14 protein-coding genes are annotated in these 23,214 nt (G+C 55.9%); 11 read left to right on the top strand and 3 right to left on the bottom strand.

Annotated features, from left to right (window positions below):
• Nucleotides 1-4: 4 nt before the first annotated feature.
• A complete protein-coding gene (carB, locus tag LA756_RS19180) occupies nucleotides 5-3,280 on the bottom strand; it encodes a carbamoyl-phosphate synthase large subunit (RefSeq protein ID WP_224436342.1) in 3,276 nt (1,091 codons plus the stop codon).
• Nucleotides 3,281-3,832: 552 nt separating this feature from the next.
• Between carB and argH the strand changes: the two genes are divergently transcribed.
• From argH to LA756_RS19160, 4 genes are all read left to right on the top strand, one after another.
• On the top strand, nucleotides 3,833-5,221 hold the full coding sequence (gene argH, locus LA756_RS19175) for an argininosuccinate lyase (RefSeq protein ID WP_224436341.1): 1,389 nt from the start codon (nucleotides 3,833-3,835) through the stop codon (nucleotides 5,219-5,221).
• Between the two features lie 80 nt (nucleotides 5,222-5,301).
• Nucleotides 5,302-7,506 (top strand): HEAT repeat domain-containing protein, encoded by a 2,205-nt coding sequence (locus LA756_RS19170; protein ID WP_224436340.1) that lies wholly within the window; start codon nucleotides 5,302-5,304, stop codon nucleotides 7,504-7,506.
• 106 nt (nucleotides 7,507-7,612) lie between these two features.
• Complete coding sequence (locus tag LA756_RS19165; RefSeq protein ID WP_261362119.1) at nucleotides 7,613-8,599, top strand: sigma-54-dependent Fis family transcriptional regulator; 987 nt, start codon at nucleotides 7,613-7,615, stop codon at nucleotides 8,597-8,599.
• The gene (locus tag LA756_RS19160; protein ID WP_224436339.1) at nucleotides 8,596-9,654 is read left to right on the top strand and encodes an endonuclease/exonuclease/phosphatase family protein; all 1,059 of its coding nucleotides are present in this window, start codon (nucleotides 8,596-8,598) and stop codon (nucleotides 9,652-9,654) included. The genes LA756_RS19165 and LA756_RS19160 overlap by 4 nt, the downstream gene beginning before the upstream one ends.
• Before the next feature lie 8 nt (nucleotides 9,655-9,662).
• Here LA756_RS19160 and LA756_RS19155 read toward each other — a convergent pair whose 3' ends face one another.
• The gene (locus tag LA756_RS19155; RefSeq protein ID WP_224436338.1) at nucleotides 9,663-10,841 is read right to left on the bottom strand and encodes a substrate-binding domain-containing protein; all 1,179 of its coding nucleotides are present in this window, start codon (nucleotides 10,839-10,841) and stop codon (nucleotides 9,663-9,665) included.
• 177 nt (nucleotides 10,842-11,018) lie between these two features.
• Here LA756_RS19155 and LA756_RS19150 point away from each other — a divergent pair, with 177 nt between their 5' ends.
• Nucleotides 11,019-11,900, top strand: coding sequence for a DUF1559 domain-containing protein (locus LA756_RS19150; protein WP_224436337.1), 882 nt, complete (start codon nucleotides 11,019-11,021; stop codon nucleotides 11,898-11,900).
• 28 nt (nucleotides 11,901-11,928) lie between these two features.
• The gene (locus tag LA756_RS19145; protein ID WP_224436336.1) at nucleotides 11,929-12,315 is read left to right on the top strand and encodes a carboxypeptidase-like regulatory domain-containing protein; all 387 of its coding nucleotides are present in this window, start codon (nucleotides 11,929-11,931) and stop codon (nucleotides 12,313-12,315) included.
• An 81-nt stretch (nucleotides 12,316-12,396) separates the two neighbouring features.
• Here LA756_RS19145 and LA756_RS19140 read toward each other — a convergent pair whose 3' ends face one another.
• Complete coding sequence (locus LA756_RS19140; protein WP_224436335.1) at nucleotides 12,397-13,329, bottom strand: metallophosphoesterase; 933 nt, start codon at nucleotides 13,327-13,329, stop codon at nucleotides 12,397-12,399.
• Between the two features lie 321 nt (nucleotides 13,330-13,650).
• Here LA756_RS19140 and LA756_RS19135 point away from each other — a divergent pair, with 321 nt between their 5' ends.
• The 5 genes from LA756_RS19135 to LA756_RS19115 all read left to right on the top strand — a co-directional run bounded on the left by LA756_RS19135 (nucleotide 13,651) and on the right by LA756_RS19115 (nucleotide 23,153).
• On the top strand, nucleotides 13,651-14,223 hold the full coding sequence (locus tag LA756_RS19135; protein ID WP_224436334.1) for a DUF2179 domain-containing protein: 573 nt from the start codon (nucleotides 13,651-13,653) through the stop codon (nucleotides 14,221-14,223).
• A gap of 131 nt (nucleotides 14,224-14,354) precedes the next feature.
• The gene (locus LA756_RS19130; RefSeq protein ID WP_224436333.1) at nucleotides 14,355-15,494 is read left to right on the top strand and encodes a peptidylprolyl isomerase; all 1,140 of its coding nucleotides are present in this window, start codon (nucleotides 14,355-14,357) and stop codon (nucleotides 15,492-15,494) included.
• A gap of 459 nt (nucleotides 15,495-15,953) precedes the next feature.
• Nucleotides 15,954-16,952, top strand: coding sequence for a LysR family transcriptional regulator (locus LA756_RS19125; RefSeq protein ID WP_224436332.1), 999 nt, complete (start codon nucleotides 15,954-15,956; stop codon nucleotides 16,950-16,952).
• A 134-nt stretch (nucleotides 16,953-17,086) separates the two neighbouring features.
• Nucleotides 17,087-21,697, top strand: coding sequence for a glutamate synthase large subunit (gene gltB / locus LA756_RS19120; RefSeq protein ID WP_224436331.1), 4,611 nt, complete (start codon nucleotides 17,087-17,089; stop codon nucleotides 21,695-21,697).
• A complete protein-coding gene (locus LA756_RS19115) occupies nucleotides 21,690-23,153 on the top strand; it encodes a glutamate synthase subunit beta (RefSeq protein WP_224436330.1) in 1,464 nt (487 codons plus the stop codon). Before gltB ends, LA756_RS19115 begins: the two co-directional genes overlap by 8 nt.
• Nucleotides 23,154-23,214 lie beyond the last annotated feature (61 nt).

The following is a 23,214-nucleotide window of genomic DNA, read 5'->3' as shown; positions in this document are numbered from 1 at the left end:
CGCGTTAGGTCGTTTGATGGATGCGGACTTGCTTGAAGCGGTCTTGGAGCGACTCGACTTCCATTCCTTCTTGTCGCAAAGCTTCCATGGCTTTCGTGGCCGCTTCGGCAGCTTGAATGGTGGTGATACAAGGGATGCCATGCTGAACGGCGGCGGCACGAATGCGGCCTTCGTCGGTTCGCGCCCCTTTCCCGTTGGGCGTATTCATCACCAGGGAAACGGCTCCGTCGATCATCAAGTCCAGCAGGTTCGGATGCCCTTCGGCGAGCTTCTTGATTCGCTGGGCCGGAACGCCGGCTTCTTCCAAACGCTTGGCCGTTCCGTCGGTCGCGAGGAGCTCGTAACCGAGATCTCGCAGGCGGGCCGAGATGTCGGCGATCTGATCTTTATGACGACCAGAGACGCTGACGAAGATCTTGCCATCTTCCGGCTGCGGCAACACCACACCGGCGGCGAGCTGACACTTGGCAAACGCCAGACTGAAGCGTTCGCTGATGCCCATCACTTCGCCGGTCGAACGCATTTCGGGGCCGAGGACGATGTCGACGCCGGCGAACTTGCGGAACGGGAAGACCGATTCTTTGATCGAAACGTGGGCCGGGATCGGCTCGCCGGTGATGCCCAGCTCGGAGAGCGTGCAGCCGGCCATCACTTTCGCCGCGATCTTCGCGACCGGCATTCCGGTGGCTTTGGCGACGAACGGAACCGTACGGCTGGCACGTGGATTCACTTCCAGCACGTAGACGTTCATCTTGCCATCTTCCTGCTTCACGGCGTATTGCACGTTCATCAGGCCGACCACTTTCAGGTACTTCGCCATGGCGATGGTCGCCTCGCGGATCTCCTGAACAACCGGACCAGGCAAGCTGTACGGTGGAATCACGCAGGCCGAGTCACCACTGTGCACGCCCGCTTCTTCAATGTGTTCCATGACGCCAGACACGATTACCGTCTCGCCGTCGCTGATGCAGTCGACATCGACTTCGGTGGCATCTTCCAGGAAGCGGTCGATCAGAACCGGCTGCCCCTGAGCGACGAGAAACGCTTCGGCAACGAATCGCTCGAACTGCTTGTCGTCGTAGCAAATCTCCATCGCACGACCACCCAGCACGAAGCTTGGTCGAACAAGGGCAGGGAAGCCGACTTTGGACGCTTCGGCTCGGGCCTGGCTCATGTTACGAGCGATCGCATTGGCAGGCTGCTTGAGGTTCAAGCGACCGAGCAGCTGCTGGAACTGCTCGCGATCTTCAGCCGCATCGATCGTGTCGACGCTCGTTCCGATGATCGGCACGCCGGCGTTCGCCAAACCACGAGCCAGATTCAGCGGCGTTTGACCACCAAACTGAACAATCACCCCATCAGGCTGAACGACGTCGCAGATGTTCAGCACGTCTTCAGTCGTCAGCGGCTCGAAGAACAGCAAGTCGGACGTATCGTAGTCGGTACTGACCGTTTCGGGGTTGCTGTTGACCATGACCGATTCGATGCCCATTTCTCGAAGAGCAAACGAAGCGTGGCAGCAGCAATAGTCGAACTCGATCCCCTGACCGATACGGTTCGGTCCGCCACCCAGGATCATGATTCGCTTTTGATCCGGCTTCTTGGCAGGGACTTCGTTTTCGATTTCGTAGGTCGAGTAGTAATACGGCGTGTAAGCCTCGAACTCGGCGGCACACGTATCGACCGATTTGTAGACGGCCGCGATCCCACGCTTTTTGCGTTCGCCGCGAACTTCCATCTCGCTGCTCTTAAGCAGTGTCGCCAGTTGGCGGTCGGCGAAGCCCCAGCGTTTCGCTTGCAGCAGCTTTTCTGTGCTGATGTCAGCAATGGAACCGATCGCCGCGAGTTCGTCTTCAAACTCGACCAACTGCATCAGCTGATCACCAAACCATGGATCGATGCCGGTGATTTCGTACAGCTGAGCGACCGTCATGCCAGACTTCAACGCATAGCGAAGATACCAGGGACGTTCGGCGTTGGGCTTGGAAAGCTTCGCACGAATTTCGTCGTCGGTCGGCTGTTCGTCGGTGCCCCACAAGTCTTTGCCGTCGCAACCGAAGCCGAAGCGACCGACTTCCAGACCACGCAAAGCTTTCTGGAACGATTCCTTAAACGTACGGCCGATCGCCATCGTTTCGCCGACGCTCTTCATCTGGGTCGTCAGCGTGCTGTCGGCTTCGGGGAACTTCTCGAAGGCGAAGCGTGGAATCTTCGTCACGACATAGTCGATCGATGGCTCGAAGCAGGCCTTCGTTTCGCGAGTGATGTCATTAGGCAGTTCGTGCAAACGGTAACCGACGGCCAGCTTGGCGGCGATCTTGGCGATCGGGAAACCGGTTGCCTTCGATGCCAATGCCGAGCTACGGCTGACACGTGGGTTCATCTCGATCACGATCATGCGGTCGGAAGTCGGATCGCAGGCGAACTGAATGTTCGAGCCGCCGGTTTCGACGCCGATCTCACGAATGACCGCCAGCGAAGCGTCACGCATACGCTGGTATTCTTTATCGCTCAGCGTTTGCGCAGGGGCGACGGTAATACTGTCGCCGGTGTGGACGCCCATCGGATCGAAGTTTTCAATCGCGCAGATGATCACGACGTTGTCGTCGCGATCGCGCATCACTTCCATCTCGTATTCTTTCCAGCCGATGATCGATTCTTCGATCAGCACTTCCGTGACCGGCGACTGGTCGAGCCCGTTGCGGACGAGGCTGTCGAACTCTTCGCGGTTATAAGCGATGCTTGAACCGGAGCCACCCATCGTGAAGCTGGGGCGAACGACTGCCGGCAGGCCGACTTCGTCGAGAACTTTGCGGGCCTCTTCCACGGTGTGCACGGTGGCACCGCGGCAAACTTCCAGGCCGATCTTATCCATCGCCTGCTTGAACTGTTCGCGTTCTTCCGCTTTGGCGATCACGTCGGCTCGGGCACCGATCATCTCGACGCCATACTTTTCAAGGATCCCATGCTTGTCGAGATCCATCGCCAAGTTCAGTGCCGTTTGACCACCAAGGGTCGGCAGCAAAGCACAAGGGCGTTCCTTGGCAATAATCTTTTCCAGGATATCGGTGGTAAGCGGCTCGATATAAGTCGAGTCGGCCGTATCCGGGTCGGTCATGATGGTGGCTGGGTTGGAGTTCACCAACACCACCTCGTACCCTTCTTCTCGAAGCGATTTGCAGGCCTGGGTGCCAGAATAATCGAACTCGCAGGCCTGGCCGATCACGATAGGACCGGAACCAATGATCAAGATCTTTTTGATATCGTCGCGTCGCGGCACTGGGGGGCTCTCGTCCTGGGCTGAAGTGAGGGCGATGACAGGCGCGCACTTACCCCTGTCTTCATCAACTTGAAGTGCAAAATCCCACCAATTTAAACGCACGAACGAAGCGATAACAAGGGGCGCGGAAAGCGGATCGGACCAGCTTCTGGCAAATCGCGGCATCCCCCAGCAAACCACCGACTCGATCAAGGCATCGTTAGCGGGCTTCCTTCCCCAAAAGATGCCCCTTTAGGGAATCGAAACTGGGCTAAACAAGGAAACTAGAGAATCCGCCCCCAAACCCAGGCAACCGGTGCTTTTCAGATAGGCAGCCACCATTTTTGATAGTTTGCGGCAAATATCAGGATGCCCTACAAACGTCCGATTCTCCCCGGATTGCGCGCATCATTCCGGCTATATCGATCGATCGTCGTAAATTCTGCTGGCGCAATGCTTAATAACTGCGCACTCACCCAGCTGGCGCGTTGACAGTGCATACCGATCCACATAGCATTTAAGTGGTTTACGATTCTTGACGCACTCCACTCCTTGCATAATTCTGAGGCAACCTTGTCCCGGAACAGCCCCTCTCAAAGCGGAGTCTTTAACTCCGCCGTCGACTCCCGGGTCGAAAAGTTCACCGAAAGCATCAGCTTCGACCACCGACTGTACGCCCAGGACATCCGCGGCTCGATCGCCCACGCTGAAATGCTGGCCGATGTTGGCGTGTTGACGACTGACGAAGCTTCGCAAATCACGACCGCACTTGCACTTATCAAGGGCGAGATCGAAAACGGCACCTTCCAGTTCGACGAAAAACTGGAAGACGTCCACATGAATATCGAGAGCGCCTTAGTCGGCCGCTTAGGCGACGTCGGGCGAAAACTCCATACTGGACGTAGCCGAAACGATCAGGTCTCGACCGACACCCGACTATGGGTGCGCGATTCGATCGATGAAACCGATCGACTATTGAAGCAGTTGCAAGCCGCCTTCGTGGGCCGCTGCGATGGCGACATCGGGACCATTCTGCCGGCCTACACGCACATGCAACGAGCCCAGCCGGTGCTCGCTCCGCATTATTGGCTGGCTTACACCGAGAAGCTTCAGCGCGATCGAGAACGGTTGGCCGATTGCCGTCGTCGTGTGAACGTGTGCAGTCTCGGCACCGCGGCTCTCGCAGGAACGACCATTCCGATCGACCGCGAGAACGTCGCCAAACGGCTCGGCTTTGAATCGGTTGCCGCGAACAGTATTGATGTCTCCAGCGACCGCGACTTCCTCGTCGAATACGCGTTTTGCCTGACGATGATCGCCGAGCACCTGAGCGTTTGGGCCGATGAATGGGTCCTGTGGTCGAGCGTGGAATTCAAATTCATCCAAATCCCGCAGCAATTCTGCACCGGCAGTTCGATCATGCCGCAGAAGATCAACCCGGACGTATGCGAACTGATTCGTGGTAAATCGGCTCGGGTTATCGGGAACCTCCAGTCACTGCTGGTCCTGATCAAAGGCCTGCCACTGGCGTACAACCGCGACTTGCAGGAAGACAAAGAGCGTTTGTTCGACTCCGTAGATACGGTTCAACTTTCGCTCGACTTGGCCGCTTCGATTGTCGAAGGAGCCGTATTGAATGTCGAATCGATCAATTCTCGGCTGGAAGATGGCTTCCTCGACGCGACGACATTAATGGAATACCTCATCGGCAAAGGCACCCCTCAGCGGACTGCCCACCACCAGATTGGTAGCCTGGTCGCAAAGGCAATGGAAAAGAAGTGCCGCTTGTCGGAATTGCCGCTGGACGATTTTACGGCTGTTAACGATTCGCTCGATAAGTCTGTTTATGACGTCCTGGGAGTGGAAAAAGCGGTCGCTGCTTTCCGCAGCTACGGCTCAACATCGCCTGAGGAAGTGAAAAAGCAAGTTGTTCGCTGGAAGGAGCAATTAGAATTGAGCTAACGCTCATGGATTTTTTCCTTGCCAAGGAACCGGCATTGCTAAAGCCAGAAATGCCATCCCACTAACCTTGCGAAAAACTGATGCAACGTTTCCTGAAAATTGCTTTCCTGATTGCCGCCGTCGTGGGTTTGACTCTTCCTGTGCATGCGCAGACCCAACCTCCGGCTGAGCCTGCGCCGGAAGCTCCCGTGGATACCGCGGCCATCGAAGCCATTAAGGAATCGAACCCGACAACGCCGCAGCAGTTAATCAACGCGGCTCTTTTGACAGGCGATCTCGGCCGAGCCGATCTCTCGAAGCAATACCTGCAAAAGCTGATCGACAACGATCCCCCTGTCGAAGAGATTGTTGCCGCCCAGCGCAACCTCGGCACCGCTCGACTATTCCGTCTGTCGACCATGGAGTCGCTGCAGCCGGAAGGGGAAAAAGCGGCGACCATGCTGCTGGAGAAACTGGACGGTTACATCAAAGACCCTAAGCGTCTGGAACAGCTGATCGGCCAACTGATCGACAGCGACAAGAACGTTCGTCGTCGCGCCGTGAAAGAACTGGAAAACGCTGGCTCCGACGCCGCGAATCCGCTGTTCGCCGCGATGGTCGATCCCGCTCGCGAAGACGTTCGTCCGGCAGCCAAGCGAATGCTGGTGCGTCTCGATAAAGCGATCCATGGCCCGCTGCTTGCCGCACTGGATAGCGACAACTCGCTGCTCGTCGCCGAGTTGGCCGACGTGGCGCAACAGCTGGAACTGAAAGAAGCAACTCAGTTTCTCGTCGGCCCTTACGTACTGACCGATGACGAACAACTGAAGTCGGCAATCGGCGAGTATCTCGACGCCATCGTCAATGCCCGACCAAGTGAAGCGGATGTTACCGAATATCTCACCAAGCGAGTGAAATCGTATCTTGGCGCTGGGCCAATGTTCAGCGTGAACGAAGATGGCCTGGTCGACCTCTGGACGTGGGATGCCGACAAGAACGAAGCCGTGATGACTCCGCTTCCCCCGGCCGATGCCGAAGTCGCCACTGCCGGTCAGCTTCTGCATGATCTGTACGCTCTCGCTGCGGACGACGCGGAAGTGCAAGTTCAAACCGCATTGGCGGCCATGCAGCGAATGGCGGTCCTCGACGAATCGGACACTCAGCTCAAGCAGCTGATCGACGAACATGGTATCGAGCTGATTCAAACGACCCTCGATCGGGCACTGGAAGATCGTAAGTTCGCCCAAGCGGCTGTTGTCGCTTGCGAGCAACTTGGGGCCACCAAGAACGCTGATCTTCTGATTGCTGTGGATGGCAACCCAAGCCCGCTTGCTCTTGCCCTGCAATCGCCTGTCTATCGAGTACGTCGCGCCGCGGCGAAAGCCATTCTGGCGATCGATCCGAAGTCTCCCTATGCCGGCTCGGCCGAACTGCTCGACACGCTTGGCTTCATGGCCAATGGACAAGGAAAACGCCTGATTGTGTTGGGCGAACTGCACGAGCAACGGGCCCGAAAGATGGCCAGTTTGCTTGCCGAGCTTCAACTGGAACCACTGATCACTCCCGGCGGCCGCGAACTGTTTCAAGCGGCTTACTCCTCGCCAGACGTCGAAGCGATTTTCATCAGCAAACCGCTCGCTCGCCCAGCCATGATGGAGTCGGTGCAAATCCTGCGAAAGGATCGCCGCACGGCCGATCTGCCGATTGGCTTGATTTCGCCCATCGATGAAGTGATCTCCTACCAGCTGCGTACCAAAGACGATCCGTTAACCGAAGTGATGATTCGCCCGAACGATTCGCAAGGGTTCGCGTTTCAGCTAAAGCAGTTGTACATGGCCCAAGGGCGTCTGCTGGTACCGTACGACGAACGAGCCACCGACGCCGAGTTCGCCATTGCCGAGCTAAGCCGGATGCTGGATGCCAAGCAAGAGTACGACTTCTACAACTTCCTGAAGCTGGAAGAGATTGCCGTGCGCCGCTTGGTCGACGACGAAGTGACCGAAAACATTGCCAAGCTACTGGGCAAGCTGGCCACTCCGGCCGCTCAAACGGCGCTGGTCGACTATGCAAGCGACCCGTTTCACCCTGCTGCCTATCGCCAGGCATGTGCCGATGCATTGAAAGCTGCCATCGCCGAGCGAGGCATTCTTTTGACGAAAGATCAGATTGTCGCCCAGTACGACCGCTATAACGCCTCGGAGAAATTGGACTCCGAGACTCAGGCCGTGCTCGGCAAAATTCTGGACATCCTCGAGGCGCCGACCCAAAACGTTCGTTTCGACCAACCGGCCAAGATCGGCCCGTAGGTTTGCAATGGGACTGTATTCCGAAACGACTTCCAACTACACGCAAGACTTCGCACCCCTGGGGCACGAACCGCCGATCCCTGGTTTGATCGGTTCGAGCAAGGCCATGGGCGACGTCTATCGTCTGACGCGAAAAGTCGCTCAGACCAATGCGTCGGTCTTGCTGCTCGGCGAGACAGGGACTGGTAAGGAAATGATTGCTTCGTCGGTTCACCGCTTGAGCCAACGAGCCTCCGGTCCTTTCGTGAAAGTCAACTGCGGCGCGTTAAGTGAAAGCCTGCTGGAAAGTGAACTGTTCGGTCACGTTCGCGGGGCGTTTACCGGGGCCATTGGCAACCGCACCGGACGTTTCGAGGCAGCCCACGGCGGCACCATTTTCCTCGACGAAATCAACTCGACGTCGCTTCACCTGCAAGTGAAACTGCTGCGTGTTCTGCAAGAGCGAGAGTTTGAACGAGTTGGCGATACAGCCACCATTCGCGTCGATACTCGCGTGATCGCGGCAAGTAACCGTCTGCTGCTGGAAGAAGTCGGCGAAGGCAAGTTCCGTGAAGACTTGTACTGGCGACTTAACGTCGTGCCGATTCGCATTCCACCGCTGCGGGAACGTCGCGAAGACATCCCGGAACTTGTTGCCCACTTCCTCAACGTTTACAGCGAAGTCAACGATCGGCACGTGGTGCACATTCAACGGGAAGCGATGGAAGCCTTGCAAGATCATAACTGGCCTGGCAACGTTCGCGAACTGCAGAACTACGTGGAACGAGCTGTCGTGCTGGCCGAAGGAGACGAACTGACGCTCGATCTCTTGCCGCCAGAAATTCGCAGCGGCGACAACCGCTCGGCAATGAGCCTCGGCCGAGGTGCGGCCGACTTCGATACGCTCGCCTTCGAGGTGGTCCAGCAGGGACTGCAAGATGCCGACCCCGAATCAGAAGATCTCCACTCGCGCGTCGTCAATCGTGTCGAGAAGGAGCTGATCGTGCAAGTGATGTCGTCTTGTGCCAACGTGCAGACCAAAGCGGCCACGCGGCTCGGCATCAACCGCAACACGCTGCATAAGAAGCTGAAAGAGTACGAGATCGAATCGTGATCGCCGCGGAAACGACCAAGTCCGAATCGTCCTGGTCGTGGAAACAGGCAATCGCCGCTCGCATTTGGCGGTACTCGCAGCTTTTCATCGTGCTTCTCTTCGTTGCCACGCTCCTGACTGGCTTCGCGTGGGAATATTGGGTCTGGGATATCCTGGCCAACCTCCGCGTGCAGCAGATCGTCGTTGCGGTCGTACTGGCGATCGTTTGCGGGTTCTATCGTCGCTGGATCTGGCTGGGCATTTGCGTGGCCTGCATGATGATTCATCTGCCGTGGTTTCTACCGAACGGCCATCACACTGCCGGATCGTTCGACTACCAAATCGCCACGTTCACGGTCTGCAACGTGAACTCCGCGAATCATCATTTCGATGCGGCGATAAGTGACATTCTTCTCGACGAGCCAGACGTGTTTGTCGTGCTGGAGATCACTTCGCAGTGGGCAGAACAAATCGAAGCGGCAACGGCGGACGCGTACCCTCACAAGATCGTTCGCCCGCAAGATCAAGGCAATTTCGGTATCGGGCTTTATTCGCGTCATCCGATCGTCACTTCGGATGTGTTTCGCTTGAACGTCGATATCGATTCGATCGAGGCGATCGTGCAAATCGATAATAAGAAGTACCGCGTTATCGGCACTCATCCCTTGCCACCGATTCGGGCAAGCGGCTTTCACGATCGCAATCAGCATCTCCAACTGCTGGCCGAGCATCTTCGCCAACCGAACGAAAGCTTCGCAGGCCATCCAACCATCGTGATGGGAGATTTGAATATCACGCCTTGGTCGCCGATCTTTCACGATTTCGTATCACGCAGCGGTCTGCAAAGTTCGCATCGCACCGTTGGCCAACCTCTCGGTGGTTCGACAACACCGACGTGGTACGTTGTGCCGACATTCATGATGGGACTTTCGCTCGATCACATCCTGCACAGCGACGACTTGGATTGCCTGACCCGTCGCGTCGGAGGCCCGATCGGTTCCGATCATCGGAGTGTTACTGTCACCGTCGGTGGGCTTGTCGAAGAAAGCGTCGAAGAGATCGACGAACTGCATTGACGTTGTCGCTACTTCTCTTGCCGGCACTGCTTTCGATACTGCGAAGGAGTCATCCCCAACGTCCGCGCGGTCATCCGGTTCAAACACGAGTAATGACTGAAGCCGATCATCGTCGCGATTCGCTGAGTCGATAAATCGGTCGTCTCTAAGAGATGCTTGGCCCGATTAAGCCGAACCTCTTGAATGACGCTGCCCATCGTCTGACCAACCCGCTTTTTGAATTCAAGCTCTAAAGCTCGCAGCGAGATACGCACCTCGTTAGCGACATCTTGGGTACGGATTCCGGAGCATGCTCGGTCATGAATGAATTGCAGTGCCACATCGATGTCGGTGAACACCGGCTTTTGAATCCCTAGCGTTGATTGCCGCGGAACGATCTTTAGCGGAGCCAAGTCGAGCTCTTCATCCGACGTTGGCTTACCCAGGATGATCTTGTGCAGCCGCTGGGCGGCTCGAAAACCGATCTCTTCCGTGTCGAGGCGGATCGTCGAAATCGGCGGCGAGCAGAGCCGCGACAGATCGGAATCTCCGACGCCCAAGATGGCGACTTGCTCCGGGATTTTCATTCCAAGATGACTAGCGCACCAGGCCGCCCACGTCGCCACACGATCGTTCATGGCAAACACGCCGACCTGCGATCGACTGTTCTGCAAGATGGCGATCAACTCTTCAACGCCGTCCCATGTCTCTTCTTTGCCGAACAACTCGTCGAGCGGCTTGGTGACTTCCACGCTGCTGGTCTTCAAGTCAACGCTGGCCGCCTCTTGAAGAAACGCTGTACGGCGTGCCTCGGAAACGGAGTTGTGCACCTGGCTGACGAAGACAACATGACGATGGCCGAGCGATTGGAAATGCTCTAAACCCATCCGTGCAATCGCATGACAATCGGTCGAGAACGATGGGATGCTTGTCCCACGAAAGTCTCCCGAAGCGGAGACCACCGGGACGCGACCACGCTTGAGCCAAGACAGCAACTCAGGCGTATTGGCCCCATTCACGATCACCCCATGCACTTGTCCAGCCCAGGGGGGATGCTCCGTTTCCTTCTCGATGTTCTTGAGATAACGGAAATCGCACAGTTCGATCGAATCGTCCGCTTGAAGATACCGCACAACGCCATCCAAAAGCATCCGCGCATAATTCGTCCAGTACGGAGCAAAGAACCCAAATTTTAGCTTCAGGGCCATGATTTAGATTGCGCTAATGGTCACATTTTCGTGCGCTGTCGATTATATACGGTTTCCGAATATCGGAATATATTTTTTCTATCCCGCAGTAAACAAGAGGCACTTCGTTCGGGCGGGATCCCCCATTATCTACTAATTTTCTATCCAATTCTCCTGGAACGAGAGAGGTAATCTTTGATGACTTCTAACCCAACGACGAAGTCCCGGCGCGGCTTCACCCTGGTCGAACTATTGGTGGTGATCGCCATTATCGGTGTGTTGATCGCCCTGCTACTTCCGGCCGTGCAGCAGGCTCGCGAGGCGGCTCGACGCAACGCTTGCTCGAACAATTTGAAGCAGATCGGCCTGGCACTGCATAACCATCACGACACGCATGGGAAGTTCCCACCGGGCTGGATCGCCACGAACGGTCCAGATTCGACCTACGGCTGGGCTTGTTACATCCTGCCGTTCATGGAGCAGAACAATATTTACGAAGCGATTGGCGATCCGACCAATCCGCTGGATGATGCCAACGACAAAGCTGGCGCCATCATCGATTCGTATCTATGCCCATCGTCGACATTGGCCGACAAAGACGAAGATGGCTATGCCCGAGGAAACTACATGGGCAATCATGGCCACTCGATGGGACTTTCCGATTACGGCGGGTTCTTCAAGAACCGTAGCGAATTCAAGTTTCGCGATATGGTCGACGGTACCAGCAATGTCATCATGATTGGCGAAGCCGAAGGGCACAGCGACATCACCGACGGCGGCTTTCCGTCGTGGGCTGGAACTTATTATCACACGCTGGGCTATACCAATGGGCGATTCTCACGCGTGCGAATTGGTAACGAAGGCTTTCCGATTAACTTCGGCTTGAACGGCTCTGGCATGACGCAGCGGCAATGCTTCTCCAGCCGACACCCAGGCGGAGCTCAGTTCGTCTACGCCGATGGGAGCACCCACTTCATTCCAGAAACCATCGAAGTCGGAACGAAGGATGACGTCAGCAACTACGGCGTCTACATCAAACTGCTGACTCGAAACGACGGCCAAGTGATTGGTAACTACTAATCGCACAGAAACTATTGGAGCCGTTGAAATGAATGCAATTTGTAAGTTTTTGAGCCTGGCGTTTCTTGTTTGCCTGGCGATCGGCTGTGCCGACGAAGGACTGAAACCAGTAACTGGAACCGTCCTGCTCGATGGTCAGCCGGCAGATGGTGTGAGCGTGATCTTCGTTCCTGTGGAAGGAGGCCGAACCAACTCCATCGCCAAGACCGACGCCACAGGTCACTTCGAGCTTCGCTACACCAGTCGAAACTCCGGCGCACTGCCAGGCACCTACAAAGTGCTGATTAAAAAGGAACAGAACGACACCGGAGTCGAGCTGATTCCGGCCCGGTATAGCAGCGGACGCTCGGAGACTCGGGCCGAGGTAACCGAGGGCGGCGAGAACACCTTCCACTTTGAAATTGAATCGAAGTAGTCGAGCCGACTTACCTCAAGAGAATATGAATCGCTGAAAGCAGGGCGGAGTTTTCCGTCCTGCTTTTTTCGTGATGCCGTGTTAGCTTGTTTCGTGACGCGTGTGCGACCAGGTTCCGTCAGGATAAAGCTTCAGTTCCATCCAACACGCAGGAAAGCCAAGGTAATCCTTATTGCCCCACCAGTTGCCGCTGACGGCGCCGCCGCAGATGTACGTCGTGTTATCGACATCAACGCGGTCGACGGTGTGCATGTGCCCGCTCAGGCAAAGCTTCACGCGGGGGTATTTTTGGAACAACGCTTTGATGGCCGACAGCCGCTGCGGCGACCAACCGGAAGGAACGTTGTACCCTTTGCCAAGTCCCTTGTCGGTTGACGGCTCGAAGAAGTGTGTCACCGACATCAGCGGCGCATGGGTGACAACGCACGCCGGTTGATCACTCTTGGCGAGTTCTTCCTCGAACCACTGCCACTGGGCGTCGTCAATTTCGCATCCCTGATGTTGAAACGTATCGAGCAAAAAGAACTGCCAGCCACCATGCTCGGCCGCGAAGTAACGGTGCGGCATGCCATAGGTCTCGACCGCTTTCGCTTTCTCCTGATAGCTCTCTGGTTTGTCCTTGGCGTAGTCTTTCCAGCGAATGTCATGATTGCCAATGCAGCTGAGGCTGGGAACGTTCAGCCGCTGCAAAACGTTTTCTTTCCACTGCCGGAATTGGATTTCGGTCTGTTCTTCCGACTGCCCACCATCGACCGCCATGACGTTGTCGCCACCGAACACGAAAAGCTGCGGAGCCTCTTCACGAGCCTGGATCGAATCGATCAACTGGGCGACCTTCTGCATGACTTCCCCATTACCGGCTGGCTGATGGGTATCGGTGAGGAAAGCCATCGTCAGTGGCTGATCTGTGGTCGAGGAAGTCGAGGCGGTTTCTTCGGCAAGCGCGGCTGCCCCTGTCAAAGCCAAGCTTCCACCAAACAACGTCTGTAGAAATGAGCGACGAGCAACGGACATCGGATTCTCCGGCGGGTTATGGTGTTCACAAGCACCGATTCGTTCGTCGCATCCCGATGGCACGGGATGCCTTCGGGGCGCGATTCTAATCCTGTTTTCCCTGGTTTCGAGAAGCGGCTTGGCATTTTGCGGACATCGATTGGCGTTCTTACCCAATGCGCACGATTTTTGAATTTTTCTTGTTGAATGCATGAAGCCAATTCAAATGCTTGCGGTTCCCCGTCTTGCTTGGGCAAAGTCGCATAGACCTATCCCGCGAAACGACCGGCGAAGATAAAATGCTCCGCTTCACTTTCGTTTCATGTTTGGGAAGGGCTTCAGATGGAGTGGCTTTCGGAACTTTCACCTTGGGTTTTGGCGTTACTGATCTTCCTCGTCCGAGTTGTCGACGTGTCGATTGGAACGCTGCGCACCATTTGCGTTGTTCAAGGACGCATGGCGCTTTCGGTGGTCTTGGGCTTCTTTGAAGTTCTGATCTGGATCGCGGCCCTATCCCAAGTCATCATCGGCGTCTCTGACAGTCCCATGTTGATGGTTGCGTATGCCGGGGGATTCGCGCTGGGGAATGCCGTGGGGATTGGCTTAGAACGGAAACTGGCCCTCGGATCGGTCGTCGTGCGTATCATTGCCCAGGAAGAAGACTCTGAAATCGTCTACGCCCTGCGCGATCGAGGCTTTCGAGCCACAACGTTTGAGGGGGAAGGCGTCGAAGGCCCTGTCGACTTGATCTACGTCCGCTGCGACCGGCGGAAAGTTGCCAACTTGCTGAAGATAGCCAAAGCGATCAAGCCGAACATCTTCTATACCGTCGAGCCGGTCCAAGAACAGAGCGAACGCTTTGCCGAACCACTGCCACACCCGACGGGATGGCGATCGGTTCTCAAGATGAAGTGAAATCCTGACGTGAACGCCGGTAAACTCTCCTTCGCTGCTTGACCCCCGGGCGGCAGTACTAAAGAATCGGGTGATTGACTTCGCCCCCATTGGGCCCGACGGGGCCTATTCATGTTGAAGGAGTTCGCTTGATGCGTGCGTGGACCGTTTGGATGCCCTTGTTGTTGGTCGGTTTGATCCCTGGAATGCTTACCGCTCAGGAAGCCCCTGCCGCGTCGGAACCGATGGCGGAAGCTCCGGCTTCGCCCGCTTTGCAGGATGAATTCACCAAGAAGTTGGCCGAATGGAAGGTGATCATCACCGAACTTCGCCGCATCCAACAGGAATACCGCCTGGCCCCGGAAGCCGATCTGCCGAAGTTGCGAAAGGAATACGACAAAGTCCTGGAACAAGGGATGGCGATGCTTCCTTCGATTGAAGATGCCGCCATTCAGCGATTGAAAGATCATCCCGGCAATAACGAAGCCCTGCAGTTCGTCCAGAAGATGACCAACGATTCACTGGAGAAGGACGACTACGAACGAGGCTATCGTTTGCTCCACGTTCTGCTCGATAACGACGTGGAAGAGAAGTACCTGTTGCCTGCCCAAGTGGTTGCCGCTTTCGGTACCGATCATTTTGAAGAATCGGAAGACGCCTTTAAGAAGCTGCAGAAAGTCGCCACCAAAGAACCGGATGAACGGGTTCTTCAGTCGGGCTTCATGGCTTCGCAGCTCAAAGACAAGTGGAAACGAGAACAAGAGTTCCGCCAAAAGGACGCCGAAAAGGACGACCTGCCTCGCGTGAAGCTTTCGACTACCAAGGGAGATTTGGTGATCGAGCTATACGAAGACGAAGCACCTGACACGGTGGGCAACTTTGTTAGTCTCGTCGAGAAGAAGTTCTACGACGGGCTGCCGTTTCACCGGGTTTTGCCGCACTTCATGGCTCAGGGGGGCGATCCGAAAGGGGACGGCTCCGGCGGACCGGGCTACAACATCTTCTGCGAATGCTACGAAGAGGATGCTCGTCATCACTTTGCCGGAACGCTAAGCATGGCCCACGCCGGCAAGAACACCGGGGGCTCGCAGTTCTTCCTCACATTTCAAGCAACGCCGCATCTTGATGGTAAGCACACCGTCTTCGGCCGTGTGATCGAAGGCATGGACGTCCTACCGAAGATTACTCGCCGCGAACCAGGCGGGCTGACGGCACCTCCGGCCGATCGCATCTTGAAGGCGGAAGTGATTCGCAAACGGGATCACGAGTACGTCCCTAACAAGACGCCATAAATCGCAATTGCGCTCGGTCATACATTACCGACGACTGCGCGTTTTTCTACACATTCGCGTAGGTTTTCCCTGACGGATGCTCACTTAGAACGATCGAGCATCCGTCCAATTGCAGTCCAACTTCAGTCTCAGTAATAAAAGGCACGTCCTAGTACGTGCCTTCTTCATGCGCGGATAATTGCTAGCATTCGGGAAGGCGCAAAAGCTTAACGGAAAATAACGCGCAGTTATCGGGCGAAGAGGGCGTTTAACGGAACGCATTTGAAGTGGCTAATTTGTGACCACAGCACGACTTACGAAAACATGCCTCTCAGAGGCCCTTCGAACTTAGGGAATTTAAACCTCGACATGCTTGACGATGGGGGCCACGATTAATAACCTTACATTTCGGTTTTTAATCTTGGATTTCACCAGTATCTAAATTCCGCATAGTTCCCCCTTCACTTCCCGAAGTCGTTCATGCACGTAAAGTCCCTCAAGGTGTTCTGCGATGTTGTCGGTCAACGCAGCTTCTCAAGAGCTGCGGATGAGAACGGCATTTCGCAATCTGGCGCAAGCCAGGTCGTGCACCAATTGGAGGAACGCCTCGGGGTGAAGCTTATCGATCGCTCAAAACGACCCTTGGTACCCACCGCCGAAGGTGAACTCTATTACCAAGGCTGTCGTCAACTCGTCCAGCGATACTACGCATTGGAAGAGGATGTCCGCACGTTCCATAAAGAACTTGCCGGACAAGTGACCATCGCTTCGATCTACTCGGTGGGGCTTAGCCACATGAACGCCTGTGTGCAGGAGTTCCTCGGCAAGCACCCGAAAGCCAACGTTCGTCTTCAGTACCATCACCCCGACACGGTGGTGCAGTTGGTCGAAACGGATCAGGTCGACTTCGGTTTGGTCAGCTATCCGAAAACGTGTAAGACGATCAAAGTCGATATGTGGCGAGAGGAACCAATGTTCCTCGTCTGTGCGCCCGGCAATGAACTAGCCGAGCGTGAAACGGTCTGGCTCGACGAACTCGATGGTCGCCGTATGGTGGGCTTCGACACGCGTCTGCAGATTCGTCGCGAAATCGATTTTGTTCTCTCTTCGGCCGGAGCCGACGTTCAAGTTGTCATGGAATTTGACAACATCGAGACCATCAAACGGGCCATCGAGATCGATGCCGGGTTCGGCTTGCTGCCGATCGACACGGTAACACGAGAACTCGAAACCGGTTCGCTTGTCGCGGTGCCTCTGGAAGGAAGCCCCTTGTCTCGACCGCTGGGGATTGTGACCCGGCAAGGGAAGGAACTCGGGAAGACGGCACGTCGTTTCATTCAGCTGCTTCACGAAAAAGCAGCAAACTCGGAAGCCGTTGCGTCCGAGTCGGAAGTTAAACAGGTGGCATCCACGTTTGCCCAAGGCGAAGCGTCGGGTGCCGAAAGCGATCTTGAAAACGGAGTTTCGGCACGCACTTAAAACGTTCCTCGTACGAAGACAAAGTCTCCACGGGGAACAAGCCTGCGGAGATCTTGTCTACCGACTTGATCCAACACCCCCATCGAAGACATCCGGGCGCGTGCCCGAAGTATTAGCTAGAAGAAGGTAGAACCATGATCCAGCCAAACCAACCGACCTCGCGTACTTATCGGACCGAGCGTCCCGGTAAGGAAGGTTTGTACGATCCGGCAATGGAGCGGGAAAACTGCGGTGTGGGCTTTGTCGCTCACATTAAGGGAAAGCGTTCCCACCAGTTGGTCCTCGATGCCGAAGCGATGAATATCAACATGGACCACCGTGGCGGTTGCGGCTGTGAAGCCAACACCGGGGACGGTGCCGGTATGTTGACTGCGCTGCCTTTGGAATTCCTGGCTCGCGTTGCCAAGGAAGACCTCGGCAAAGAACTGCCGGAACCTGGGAAGTTCGCCGCCGGTATCGTCTTTTTGCCCCGCGATCCGAAGTCGCGCGAGCACTGCAAGAAGACTGTCGAAAGCCTGATCGAAGAACATGGTCAGGTTCTCGTCGGCTGGCGTAAAGTACCAACCAATCCAGTCGGAGCCGACATCGGCCCAACCGCCATGGCATGTATGCCGGAAATCGAGATGCTGATCATCTCGGCCGGAGGTGGCTTGGAAGGGGACGCGTTCGAGCGTCAACTTTATCGCATCCGTAAGCGTGCCAGTCACATGCTTCGCGGCGACTTGAACCTCGCCGAACGAACGCTGTTCTACATCTGCACTTTGTCGACGAAAGTGATCGTCTACAAGGGGATGCTGACAACCGCTCAGCTGGTTCCGTTCTATCGCGACTTGCAGTGCGAAGATTACACCACGCACTTGGCCATGGTTCACTCGCGATTCAGCACCAACACGTTCCCTTCGTGGGACCGTGCCCAGCCGAATCGTTTCATGTCGCACAACGGCGAAATCAATACCGTTCGTGGTAATGCCAACTGGATGAAAGCCCGTGAAGGGCAAGCCAAGAGCGAACTGTTCGGCGACGACCTGCCGAAGCTGTTCCCGATTGTGGAACCAGAATGCTCCGACTCCGGTACGTTCGACAACGTCCTCGAGTTCCTGCTGATGGGTGGACGTACGCTTCAGGAAGCTGTCATGATGATGGTTCCGGAAGCTTGGCAGAAGCACGAAACGATGCCGGAAGACAAGCGTGCGTTCTACGAATTCAACTCGAGCTTGATGGAACCGTGGGACGGTCCTGCTTCGATCGCATTTACCGATGGTCACTACATCGGGGCCGTGCTCGATCGAAATGGTCTGCGTCCGAGTCGCTATTATGTGACGTCCGACGATCGCGTCATCATGGCGAGCGAAGTGGGTGTTGTGCCTGTCGATCCGAGTATCGTGATCGAAAAGGGACGCCTGCAGCCTGGCCGTATGTTCCTGATCGACTTTGAAGAAGGTCGCATGATTCCTGATGGCGAGCTGAAAACCAGCTTTGCCCGCAAGCGACCGTACGCCCAGTGGCTTCGCGAACAACGCATCGAACTGGCCGAGCTGAGCCCGAACAAAGAGCCCCACGGCTTCGATCCGGAAACCTTGCTTCAACGAATGCAGGCCTTCGGTTTCACCACCGAAACGATCAACTTCATGCTGCTGCCGCTGATCGAGCAGAAGCGTGATCCGATTGGTTCGATGGGCAACGACTCCGCACTGGCATGTCTGAGCGACAAGCCACGCATGCTGTACGACTATTTCAAGCAGCTCTTCGCCCAGGTCACCAACCCGGCGATCGACTCGATCCGCGAAGAAGTGGTCATGTCGCTGGAATGCTACATCGGCCCGGAAAGCAACCTACTGGAAACAACTCCAGAGCATGCTCACCGTCTGCTGGTGCCGCATCCGATTCTGACCAACGAAGAACTGGCCGCCTTCAAGCACATGGATCACCGTGGCTGGAAGACGAAAGTCATCGACGTCACGTTCGCCCGTAGCGAAGGACAAGATGGCTTGGTCAAAGCTCTGGATCGCATTTGTGCCGAAGCCGAATCGGCGATCGACGAAGGCTTCAGCAACATTGTGCTGAGCGATCGTAAGATCAGTGCCGAGCGTGTTCCTGTCAGTATGCTGCTGGCTACTGGGGCAGTTCACCATCACTTGGTGCGTGCCTCGAAGCGAACTCAGATCGGTATCATCCTGGAAACAGGCGAAGCTCGCGAAGTCCACCACCACTGCTTGCTAGTCGGTTACGGTGCGGACGCGATCAATCCTTACCTCGCCTTCGAAGCGTTGTGGAAGTCGCGTGAAGATGGTCTCTTCAAAGCCGAAGACTACCCCGACGACGACTCGTTGGTGGCCGCCTATCGCAAGGGTGTTGCCAAGGGCATCTTGAAGGTCATGGGCAAGATGGGCATCAGTACGCTTCAGTCGTACAAAGGTGCTCAGATCTTTGAAGCCCTCGGTCTGCAAGACGAAGTTATCAGCCGCTGCTTTGCTGGAACTTCCAGTCGCGTCCAAGGCGTCAGCTTCAAAGTGCTTGCCGAAGAACTGCTGCGTCGCCATGAACTCGGCTACCCAGCTCGCGAAGATGGCCGCCTTCCGGTTCTGCCGAACCATGGTGAATTCCACTGGCGAGCCGAAGGGGAACGTCACGCTTGGACCCCAGATGCGATCGCCAACATTCAAGTCGCCGCTCGTACCAACAGCCGTGAGTCGTACGATCAATTCGCGAAACTGATCAACGAAGATTCGCGTAATCGCTGCACGCTGCGTGGCTTGCTTTCGTTCAAGCAGGAAACGACTTCGATCCCCATCGAAGACGTCATGCCTGCCAGCGAGATCGTCAAACGCTTCTGCACCGGGGCGATGAGCTACGGCTCGATCTCTGGTGAAGCGCACGAATCGCTTGCCATCGCGATGAACCGCATGGGCGGTAAGAGTAACACCGGTGAAGGTGGCGAAGATTCGATCCGTTTCCAACCGATGGAAAATGGTGACTCGAAGCGTTCCGCCATTAAGCAGGTCGCTTCCGGCCGCTTCGGTGTGACGATTAACTACCTGACCAATGCCGACGAGATTCAAATCAAGATCTCGCAAGGTGCCAAGCCAGGTGAAGGGGGTGAACTTCCCGGGAAGAAAGTCGACGAGTACATTGCTCGCCTTCGCTACTCGACCCCCGGCGTCGGTCTCATCAGTCCTCCGCCGCACCACGACATTTACTCGATTGAAGACCTTTCGCAGCTGATTCACGACCTGAAGAATGCGAACCCTGAAGCTCGCATCAGTGTGAAATTGGTCTCCGAAATCGGTGTCGGTACCATCGCAGCCGGCGTTGCCAAAGCAAAAGCGGATCATATCCTGATCGCTGGTGACAACGGCGGTACAGGGGCGTCGCCGCTGACAAGTATCAAGCATGCCGGTCTGCCATGGGAACTTGGTATCGCCGAAACGCACCAGACGTTGGTCATGAACGATCTGCGTAGCCGTGTGGTTCTGCAAACCGATGGTGGTTTAAAGACCGGTCGCGACGTCGTGATCGCCGCGATTCTGGGAGCCGAAGAAATGGGCTTCTCGACCGCACCACTGATCACGCTCGGCTGCATCATGATGCGTAAGTGTCACCTCAACACTTGCCCAGTTGGTATCGCCACCCAAGATCCGGAACTACGCAAGAAGTTCAAAGGTCAGCCAGAACACGTGGTGAACTACTTGTTCATGGTGGCGGAAGAAGCTCGCGAATTGATGGCCAAGCTTGGCGTCAAAACGCTCGACGATTTGATCGGACGTGTCGATCTTCTGGAAGCCAACAAAGCGATCCAGCACTGGAAGGCTGATGGTTTGGACCTGACGCCGCTGCTGAAGCCAGCCGAGAATAAGAATCCTGATTCGCCGCAGTTCTGCGTGATGAAGCAGGACCACCGTTTGGAATTGGCTTTGGACAACTCGCTGATCGAGCAGTCGCAACCGGCTCTCGAGAACAAAGAAAAAGTCCAGATCAAAACACCGATCATCAATATCAACCGTACCGTCGGCACGACGCTCAGTCACGAGATCGCCAAGCGATACGGTGAAAACGGTCTGCCGGACGAAACCATCAAAGTCAATTTGCATGGTTCGGCAGGTCAAAGTTTTGGTGCCTTCCTCGCCCACGGGGTAACCCTGGAACTGGAAGGGGACGCGAACGACTACGTCGGCAAAGGCCTCTCTGGCGGTCGCGTCATCATTTATCCTCCGAAGCAGAGCTCGTTCAAGGCGGAAGAGAACATGCTCGTGGGGAACGTCTGCCTCTATGGGGCGACGCGGGGCCAGGCCTTCTTCCGAGGCCGAGCTGCCGAACGATTCTGTGTCCGGAACAGCGGTGCGCACACTGTTGTCGAAGGAGTTGGAGATCACGGATGTGAATATATGACCGGCGGCCGCGTGGTCGTCCTGGGCTCGACCGGCCGTAACTTCGCAGCCGGTATGAGTGGCGGTATCGCCTACATTTGGGATTACGAAGGCAACTTCCTGCAGAATTGCAATCTGGGAATGGTCGAGCTTGAACGGTTGGACAACCCCAGCGACATCGTGGAGGTGAAAGGCCTGATCCAAATGCATGCCAAGTACACGCAGTCACCTGTCGCCGAGAAAGTTCTCGCCGATTGGGACAATGCGGTAACACAGTTCGTGAAGGTCATGCCAACAGACTACAAGCGTGTCCTTCAAGAACGCATGCAACACGATGAAGAAGAAGACGTTCAACTAAGCGGAGCCGAAAGCAATGGGTAAGCCTACTGGGTTTATGGAATTTCAGCGGAACACCATTCCCTATCGTGATCCGCTGGTTCGTATCAACGACTACAACGAATTTCAAATCGACGTCACCGACAGCCACTTGCAAACGCAAGGGGCACGGTGCATGGACTGCGGTGTTCCGTTCTGCCAAAGCACGACCGGATGCCCTGTCGATAACCTGATTCCTGAGTGGAACGACCTGGTCTACAAAGGCCGCTGGCGTGAAGCTTTGGATCGTCTGCACAAGACCAACAACTTCCCCGAATTCACCGGGCGTGTTTGCCCGGCACCTTGCGAAAACGCTTGCGTGCTCGGCATCACTAATCCTCCGGTGGCGATCAAGAACATTGAATGTTCAATCATCGATCGCGGGTTCGAGGAAGGCTGGGTCAGCGCGATGGTTCCCGAGCATCGCACCGGCAAGAAGGTCGCCGTCATCGGCTCAGGCCCTGCAGGTTTGGCTGCCGCCGAGCAGCTCAACAAAGCAGGCCACAACGTTACCGTTTACGAACGTGACGACCGTATCGGCGGTCTGCTGATGTACGGCATTCCCAACATGAAACTCGACAAGGACACCGTCCAGCGTCGCGTCGATTTGATGGAAGCGGCGGGCATCAAGTTCGTTACCAATGCTCACGTTGGCGAGAACGTCGATGTTGCCGAGCTGAAGGAAAAGAACGACGCCATCATTTTGGCCGTCGGAGCCACGAAGCCACGCGATCTTCCTATCCCTGGCCGTGACTTGAAGGGCGTTCACTTCGCCATGGAATTCCTGCGGGCAAATACCAAGAGCCTTTTGGATTCTCAGCTGGCAGATGGCAACTACATTTCTGCCGAAGGCAAGAATGTCATTGTCATCGGCGGTGGTGACACCGGAACCGACTGTATCGGCACGTCGATCCGTCACGGCTGCGAAGGCGTCGTCAACTTCGAGTTGCTGCCGAAACCGCCAGAGGATCGTGCTCCAGACAATCCTTGGCCGCAATGGGCACGTGTCTTCCGAGTCGACTACGGTCACCAGGAAGCCGAAGCGAAGTTCGGCAACGATCCTCGTGAGTACTGCGTGCTGTCGAAAGAATTCGTCGACGATGGCAACGGCAACGTCGCTGGAATCAAGACGGTCACTGTTCAATGGACCAAAGATGACAGCGGCCGTTGGAACATGGCAGAAGTCCCCGGAAGCGAAAAGATCTTCAAAGCGGACTTGGTCTTGCTGGCGATGGGCTTCCTGGGTCCAGAAGCGACGATCGTCGAAAAGCTTGGCATGGAAACCGATCAGCGATCGAACTTCAAAGCCGAGTACGGTCGATTCGCCACGTCGGTTGACGGTGTCTTCGCCGCTGGTGACTGTCGCCGAGGTCAAAGCCTCGTCGTCTGGGCCATTAACGAAGGCCGAGCCGCCGCTCGTGAATGCGATAAATACCTGATGGGCGTTAGCTCGCTGCCGTAAGGCAAGTGTCCAAGACACCAACGGCAAACCAGTTTCGAAATAGGAAACGACGCGCGTCCCC

The sequence above is a fragment of the Bremerella sp. TYQ1 genome (assembly GCF_020150455.1).
Classification (GTDB): domain Bacteria; phylum Planctomycetota; class Planctomycetia; order Pirellulales; family Pirellulaceae; genus Bremerella; species Bremerella volcania_A.
This window is presented reverse-complemented; position numbering and strand designations above follow the sequence as displayed.

Bases quoted from the DNA above. Each gene is read 5' to 3' on its own strand.
- LA756_RS19125 (WP_224436332.1), top strand. From the start codon at position 15,954: ATGCACGTAAAGTCCCTCAAGGTGTTCTGCGATGTTGTCGGTCAACGC.
- LA756_RS19135 (WP_224436334.1), top strand. From the start codon at position 13,651: ATGGAGTGGCTTTCGGAACTTTCACCTTGGGTTTTGGCGTTACTGATC.
- LA756_RS19165 (WP_261362119.1), top strand. From the start codon at position 7,613: ATGGGCGACGTCTATCGTCTGACGCGAAAAGTCGCTCAGACCAATGCG.
- LA756_RS19170 (WP_224436340.1), top strand. From the start codon at position 5,302: ATGCAACGTTTCCTGAAAATTGCTTTCCTGATTGCCGCCGTCGTGGGT.
- LA756_RS19140 (WP_224436335.1), bottom strand. From the start codon at position 13,329: ATGTCCGTTGCTCGTCGCTCATTTCTACAGACGTTGTTTGGTGGAAGC.
- LA756_RS19150 (WP_224436337.1), top strand. From the start codon at position 11,019: ATGACTTCTAACCCAACGACGAAGTCCCGGCGCGGCTTCACCCTGGTC.
- LA756_RS19155 (WP_224436338.1), bottom strand. From the start codon at position 10,841: ATGGCCCTGAAGCTAAAATTTGGGTTCTTTGCTCCGTACTGGACGAAT.
- LA756_RS19115 (WP_224436330.1), top strand. From the start codon at position 21,690: ATGGGTAAGCCTACTGGGTTTATGGAATTTCAGCGGAACACCATTCCC.
- LA756_RS19145 (WP_224436336.1), top strand. From the start codon at position 11,929: ATGAATGCAATTTGTAAGTTTTTGAGCCTGGCGTTTCTTGTTTGCCTG.
- LA756_RS19130 (WP_224436333.1), top strand. From the start codon at position 14,355: ATGCGTGCGTGGACCGTTTGGATGCCCTTGTTGTTGGTCGGTTTGATC.
- gltB (WP_224436331.1), top strand. From the start codon at position 17,087: ATGATCCAGCCAAACCAACCGACCTCGCGTACTTATCGGACCGAGCGT.